Genomic DNA, 6743 nt, shown 5'->3' with positions numbered 1-6743 from the left:
CAGCTTTCACGTTGGAGGGAATCACTCCATCCGCCAGCATGAAGGTTAAGGCCTTGGTGTGGTCCGCTATGGCGTAGATGAGCTCGTAGGGCCTGACAGCTTTCTCAAGCTCCTCAACGGTTATGCCAACGCGCTTTGCCACCTGCTCGCGGAGATAGCGTAAATCACCCATGTCCTCGATGTCGAACATTCCGGCCAATCTGGAGTTCTCCATCAGAATGCGCTCGTCTATCTTCTCCACACCGGCCATCTTCTTGAGGGGCTCAATGACGTAACCTAAGACAGCGTCGTAGGCCGTTGGCGTCCCGTGGCTCATCCACACTAAACGCTCAAGGCCGTAGCCGGTGTCAACGACCTTCGTCTCCATCGGGACGTACTTTTCGCCCTTTATCTCAACCACCTGGCTCGGGTCGGCGTTTTCTGGGGCCTTCTTGTACTGCATGAAGACGAGGGTAGCCACCTCAAGACCGCGGTAGAGCACCTCGAAGGCCGGCCCGGCGTTTCCTCCGCCGGCCCAGGGGTTCTCCTTGAAGGTTATGTCCTCGGGCTTCATTTTGAGCTCCTTGGTGAAGAACTCGAAAGCTAATTCAACCGTCTCGTCCATCCAGTATATCGGCTTGCCCGGGTAGTTGAAGGCGTGGTGGGCCATCATCTCGAATATCGTGAAGTGTCTTCCCGTTATTCCAACGTTGTCGATGTCCGTAAAGCGAATTGAAGGCTGGCTTATCGTGAGCGGGTTCGCGGGCGGGTCCGCCTCGCCACTTATAACCCACGGCTGGAAGTCCATTATGCTTGCTCCGACGAGTAAAACATCGTCTCTCCAGCGTGGTAAAACTGGATAGCGCTTAACTCTGCCATGACCGTGCTTCTCGAAGAAGCTCAGGAACTTTTCGCGCATCTCGTCGAGGGTGTACTTCTTAGGTATTCCTGGCTTTCCGATGAACTGGTACTCGTCACAGGGCGGGTCGCCACAGGTTTCCCTGTCGGGGTCGAGCGTCCAGAAATACTTACCGCACTTCGGACAGCGTTTCCTAATCCAGCCCTCCTCCTTAAACATCCTCGTCGTCATGTCCATGCTCATAACTTTCACCCCTTGAACTGACTTAAGAAAAGGAGGAGTCCTATTAAGGTTTTCTCAGTCCCTCAAGTCGGGATCCAAATCGACATCAACGTCCTCGAACTCCTCGGGGTTAACAAGAACCACGGGTCTCTTGAGCTTTTGAAGGAGCTCAATGAGGTAGGCCTCCCGTCTTTTCGCTAGCTCGAGCTTGTGTCTGAGGCTCTCGTTTTCTATGGCCAGTCTGTTGGCCTCGTCAACCTTGAGCCTCAACTGCATCCTCAGCTCTATTATCTCCTCCTCCAGCTCGCGGATTGAACGTTCGAGCCTTTCAATTTCCTGAATGTATTCCTTGCAGAGGCGCCTCTTCATATCGGTCAGCCCCGCGAAACCTCATCACTTCTCAGGGGGCTCCAGACTCATCATCCCTACGGCACAAAGGATTTTAACGGTTATCCATTATAAACTCTGGTGGTTCGCGTGTGCGGTGTTATAAAGAGGGCCTTTCAAAGGTGGCGCTCCAGATGTCCCTTCGTGAGGAAACTCGAGGAGTGGAGAATGAAGAGGAAGGCAAGGGAATTCAAGCTCTAAACTCCCAGCAGTTTCGTGAGTTCGCCGACTGCTTCCTCCTTCTTCACAACAATCTGCTCTCCGCTCTCCATGTCCCTGATTGTGACGTTGCCCTTCTCAAGGTCCCTCCTGCCGATGAGGACAACGTAGGGCACTTTAAGCCTGCCCGCATAGTCGAGGGCTTTCCTGAGCTTCCTCCCCGTCAGCTCGATGTCGGCCTTGATTCCCGCCCTCCTCAGAGCGGAGAGTACCTCAACCGCAGTCTTTTTGATTTCCCTCTCGTTCCCGATGGGAATTACGTAAACGTCTGGCCTGAGCTTGACCTCGGGAATAAGGCCCTTCCACTCGAGGATTGGGATTAGCCTCTCAAGGCCGATGGCGAAGCCAGTTGCGGGAGTCGGTTTTCCACCAAAGACCTCTATGAGGTTGTCGTAACGTCCACCACCGCCAATCGAACCGATTCCGATGTCGTTTGGCGCTATTGCCTCGAAGACAACGCTCGTGTAGTAGTCGAAACCGCGGGCGATTCCGAGGTCTATCCTAATCCACCTTGAGACACCGTAGGAGTCAAGCAAATCAACCAGCTCGTAGAGCCTGCCAATCTCGGCCCTGGCCTCTTCACTCTTAAAAAGCTCTTCGGCCTTTGGAAGGACCTCATCTGGATTTCCCTTGATTTCAATCAGCGAGAGGACTTTCTCTACACCCTCTTCGTCCAGCCCGAAGTCCCTCAGGGCTTTAACAAACTCCTCCCTGGAGAGTTTGTCCTTCTTGTCTATGAGCCTCATCAAACCTATGTCGTCCTCAACGCCGAGCATCTTTGCGAACTCGTCGAGAAGAATCCTGTCGCCAATGTTCACAGTGAAGTCCTCCAGACCCGTCGAGAGGTAGCTCTCAACGAAGAGCGCTATAACCTCAGCATCGGCCTCAACTTTATCGCTACCGATGAGCTCCACCCCGGCCTGCCAGAACTCGCGGTAGCGACCGCTCTGGGGTTCTTCATAGCGGAACATGTTGGCTATGTAGTACCACTTTATCGGCTTTGGAGCGGTCTGGAATGAGTTTACGTAGAGCCTGGCGACGCTCGACGTCATGTCCGGTCTGAGAGAGATGTCCCTTCCCCCTTTGTCGAGGAAGGCGTAGAGCTGTTTGACAACCTCCTCACCGCTCCTCAGTTTGAAGAGCTCCGTGTATTCAAATGTCGGGGTGAGAACCTCGGTGAAGTTGTAGCGCTCAAAGACCTCGCGTATTCTCTCGAAGACCCACCTTCTCTTCGCCATCTCCTCGGGAAGAAAATCCCTCGTCCCTTTAACGCGTTCTACCTTCATGTCTCTCACCTTTTCGGAAGAAGAGATTTTGATGTTAATAAGGTTATCCCGAGACCCTCACCCGGCGGAGGTCATGAGGAGGTAGATTCCAACGACGCCTTCGACCATCATCTGCGCTCCAATGGCCATTATGAAGAGGCCTATTATCCTGATTGTAACGCTCAGCAGGGTCTTGTTCACGGACTTCATCATGTAGAGAGCTATGAACATCGAGATGGCAACGAGCGCTATCGCTATGGCCGTAGCGGAGAGGGAAACAACGTAGCCGTATTCTGCGGTGAGTGTAATTACCGCGGTTATGGCCGCTGGACCGGCTATGAGGGGCATCGCTACTGGAACCGCCGCCAGAGCCAGTATGTCCCTCTCCCTCTTGAGGGTGAACATTCCACCGCCTTCGAGGGCCTCAAGACCTATCTTGAAGAGAACGAAGCCACCCGCTACCTTCAGGGCGTTTATGTTGATGTGAAAAATCTCCTGAAGGATTATCTGACCCGCTATCGCGAAGGTTGCCAGAAGGAGGAAACCTATGAGGTTCGCCCGGATTATGAGGGCCTTTATATCCTCTATGTGGAAGTCCTCGCGGAGAAACGTAACCAGAAGTATCTTATCGCTCGGGTCTATCATGATTAGCATGAGCAGTGCAGAGCTGAGTATCGTGGAAAGCTCGCTCATGGTGGAATCTGGGGAAAGCGATTTAAAAAGATATGCCAACTTTTAAAGGCGATGACGAAACCGGCACTGGCTGAGTCGTGATGAGCACTCGGTTGGCCGAGCTAATTAAGCCTCTCAAAGTGAAGATTATGTGCCCTTCCATTCTCTGTGGATATCCTAAATTCATATGTCATAGGTTCAAAGCTTGGACTTGGTGTTTTGAGTATAAGCATCCGTTCCACAAGAACGTCATCTTTTATACTCGACCTGAAAGCAACCATCGTATCAGATATACTGGAAACCCAAGCCACGAGACGTTCTGAGACAACGTCAGTATTGAGGAGAAGTATCGTTGAAATTTTCCGACTGACAGATTCCCTAGCAAGGAAAGCGACCTCAGAGTTGAGAAGCCTAAGCGTTGGTTTTTCACCAAACATTACAACCGTCCCATCAAGAGTATAAATTAGCTTTATTATCCTTCTACTCCCCGAAATCGGATAGATATTATTTTGGTATACTCTTTCAATTTTTGGTGTTAGTGTGTCTTCACTAGGGTTATCCACTCTAATAACGTAAGGGTCGGATATTGGTATGCCATAACGGGACCCGAACACATCGATTATTCTCAGGGAGTTCTTTTTAGAAAGCTCTGTAATGTTTAGTCCCATGAACGAAGCTCGGGAAACGAGCCTTGGAACTGGGAGAGAGTAGTTGTGAATAACCCCAAAAAAACCCTCTTCCAACAATATTCTAAAGACCTCAAAGCCGAGTACCCATCCTAGAGAGTATGCATCATAGAGAATAGAAGTTACAGAACCATTTTCCAAGCTACCTATGATGAGCTCCCCAATAACATCCATTTCAAATACATGTTCCATATCTCAGCCCTCCACCCGAATAAAATCTACAGTATTTCTCAACTCACTAACTATTCTTCTTAAATCAATGATGTTTCGTTTGACTTCTTCTAAGGCAGCAGCCTGCTCCTGGGCGCTCGCACTGACCTGCTGAGCGCTGGCTGTAGTTTCCTCAGCACTCGCGGCGAGGTTTTCAAGAGCATTTTTGGCTTCTTCCACTTCTTCGCTTGTCTTTTCTATCTCAGACTTGAGCTCAGAGAAGCGCTCCTCTACATCCCCCAAGAGTTCACCAATGTTTACTAGATAACCCACTGTCTCCCTCAGGAAGTCAACAGACTCTTCTATCACCTTTGAGCCATTCCTTGTCTCAACGACGGCGTTCTCTACTTTATCCTGAATCTCGCTGACTATACTCTTTATTCGCTCCGCCGCCTGCTTACTCTCCTCTGCAAGTTTTCTAATCTCATCTGCAACGACCGCAAAACCCTTCCCAAGCTCTCCTGCCCGGGCGGCTTCAACAGCCGCGTTAAGCGCCAGAAGATTTGTCTGCTCCGCGATGGCACTGATGGCATTAATTATCTCGTCAATCCGCCTACTCCTGTCGGCGACCTCTGAAACGGCCTCGCTTATGGCACGCATCGAACTCTGGATTTGCTCAATCTGAGAGATTGCTTTATCACCCTTTTCCTCACCCTCGCGTGCTATGGTGAGGACTTCATTGACAACATCGCTGAACTCTTCAACTGCATCTAGGGTCTTCCTGGTCAGACCAGCCGTTAGATTAACGCTGTCCATCACCATAGTTATACTCTCTTGCTGTCTCTGGGCCTCAACACTAACCTGACTTATTGCCTCCGCGACCTGGTTAACGGCCTCGCTTATCTCAGATGTAATCCTAGTGAGCTCATCAGCCCGGTTTTCAAGGGTCATGGCGAGCTCCTTAACGGTTACCATAAGATTCTTCATGTTTCCAATCGCGGAGCGCATTGAGTTGAGGATTTCTTCAAAGTCACCCTTGGCGTGGGCCGTCAGCTCTTCTGAAACGTCACCCTCGGCAAGTTTCTCCATTCTCTCTGCGATGAGCTCAAGCGTCTCAAGGACATCGGTTGAGATGACTCTAAATGCATCAAGGAGTCTGCCTATCTCATCTCTCTCACGATAACTGATTCTCTCTATCATTCTCTCCGCCTCTTTAAGCCTGCCCTCAGATATTGCACCTGCAACACGCGTTACCTCTACAACGGGCTCAAGAACAGAACTCATTAACCTATAAGCCATCCCACCAGAGGCGAGGGCAGTGAGAGCCATTACTCCAACGCTCATCCAGAGAACACGCTCGTGGGAGTTGAGGGCAAATTGCACAGAGGCTCCGGACGACACCAAAGACCTCGTGAGCTCTCTCACGGCAAACTGCTGGGTGAGGATTGCACTGATAAGCACAAGAACAAGGGGGAGGGCAATGGAAAGGAAAAGTTTCCTCCTGAAGTTCACGACTCATACCTCCCCGCTTATTCCCCTGAGTCTTGGAAAGACGCTCTTCCTAACGGTAAACGTCTCCCCTCCGCCCCTAAGCTGAAAGACCAAAGGAAACATGACCCTCAAGAGGGGCAGAGCCTCAGAGGAGGCCCTTTCAACGGCCTCAACATTGACAAATACCACGTTGATAACGTCCTTGTTCTGGATTATCTGACGCCCGATGTCATGTATTTGCTCAATCAGCTCCTTTCTGTCAAAGAGATTCATGACCATCTCAATTCCTAGCTGGACGTTGAGCTGAACCCTACCGGCTCTGCTCTCAACTATCTTGGACAGTGCATCCTCATAGCGGGTCTTGTAAACTGGATACGGGGATATTGGCACCTTGTAGAGAACGTTTCCAACGTTTATTTTGCCTCCAACTTTGATGACTGAGATGTTGCCTATAAAGTCAACGTCCAAGCCAAGAAGCTCGGCCTGATGAAGGTACACTGGCAGAGAATCAACAAAATCCGTTACCACTATGTCCATTGAACCATCGTAATAGTCTATGATTCCGCGTAGGAACTTGAAAAACACATAGCCTACTATGTCCTCAGAGGTGTGCTCAACTAGGGCGCTAGTCCTTCGGTTCATCACTATCTCTGCGATTCCCACCCCACATCCCCCTCCATTTGTGATGATTTTTAATATAAGGGTAACATTTTTAAGTATTTTTGTATACTATTGTTATAAAAATTTCACAACAATTTCCAAAACTAACTAAAAATTTTACAAAATAAAACACATAAACAATACTTCTAAAAA

The 6743-nt window shown here is 50.0% G+C and carries 7 protein-coding genes; all 7 read right to left on the bottom strand.

Annotation, left to right across the window (positions count from 1 at the left end; translation table 11 throughout):
* A partial coding sequence (locus tag MVG27_RS02590) for an alanine--tRNA ligase-related protein (RefSeq protein ID WP_297556104.1) occupies window positions 1–1081 on the bottom strand: 1081 nt, incomplete at its 3' end.
* 54 nt (window positions 1082–1135) lie between these two features.
* Window positions 1136–1429, bottom strand: coding sequence for a hypothetical protein (locus MVG27_RS02585; protein WP_297548556.1), 294 nt, complete (start codon window positions 1427–1429; stop codon window positions 1136–1138).
* 215 nt (window positions 1430–1644) lie between these two features.
* Window positions 1645–2952 (bottom strand): histidine--tRNA ligase, encoded by a 1308-nt coding sequence (hisS, locus tag MVG27_RS02580; protein ID WP_297548532.1) that lies wholly within the window; start codon window positions 2950–2952, stop codon window positions 1645–1647.
* A gap of 57 nt (window positions 2953–3009) precedes the next feature.
* Window positions 3010–3624 (bottom strand): MarC family protein, encoded by a 615-nt coding sequence (locus tag MVG27_RS02575; RefSeq protein WP_297548530.1) that lies wholly within the window; start codon window positions 3622–3624, stop codon window positions 3010–3012.
* A gap of 101 nt (window positions 3625–3725) precedes the next feature.
* Window positions 3726–4481, bottom strand: coding sequence for a hypothetical protein (locus tag MVG27_RS02570; protein WP_297548528.1), 756 nt, complete (start codon window positions 4479–4481; stop codon window positions 3726–3728).
* A 3-nt stretch (window positions 4482–4484) separates the two neighbouring features.
* Entirely contained in the window at window positions 4485–5951 is a 1467-nt protein-coding gene (locus MVG27_RS02565) for a methyl-accepting chemotaxis protein (protein WP_297556101.1), read from the bottom strand.
* A gap of 3 nt (window positions 5952–5954) precedes the next feature.
* Window positions 5955–6593: a DUF257 family protein gene (locus MVG27_RS02560; protein WP_297548524.1), complete on the bottom strand. Its 639-nt coding sequence runs from the start codon at window positions 6591–6593 to the stop codon at window positions 5955–5957.
* Window positions 6594–6743 lie beyond the last annotated feature (150 nt).

The sequence above is a fragment of the Thermococcus sp. genome, from assembly GCF_027011145.1.
Classification (GTDB): domain Archaea; phylum Methanobacteriota_B; class Thermococci; order Thermococcales; family Thermococcaceae; genus Thermococcus.
This window is presented reverse-complemented; position numbering and strand designations above follow the sequence as displayed.

Bases quoted from the DNA above. Each gene is read 5' to 3' on its own strand.
- MVG27_RS02585 (WP_297548556.1), bottom strand. From the start codon at position 1,429: ATGAAGAGGCGCCTCTGCAAGGAATACATTCAGGAAATTGAAAGGCTC.
- hisS (WP_297548532.1), bottom strand. From the start codon at position 2,952: ATGAAGGTAGAACGCGTTAAAGGGACGAGGGATTTTCTTCCCGAGGAG.
- MVG27_RS02575 (WP_297548530.1), bottom strand. From the start codon at position 3,624: ATGAGCGAGCTTTCCACGATACTCAGCTCTGCACTGCTCATGCTAATC.
- MVG27_RS02570 (WP_297548528.1), bottom strand. From the start codon at position 4,481: ATGGAACATGTATTTGAAATGGATGTTATTGGGGAGCTCATCATAGGT.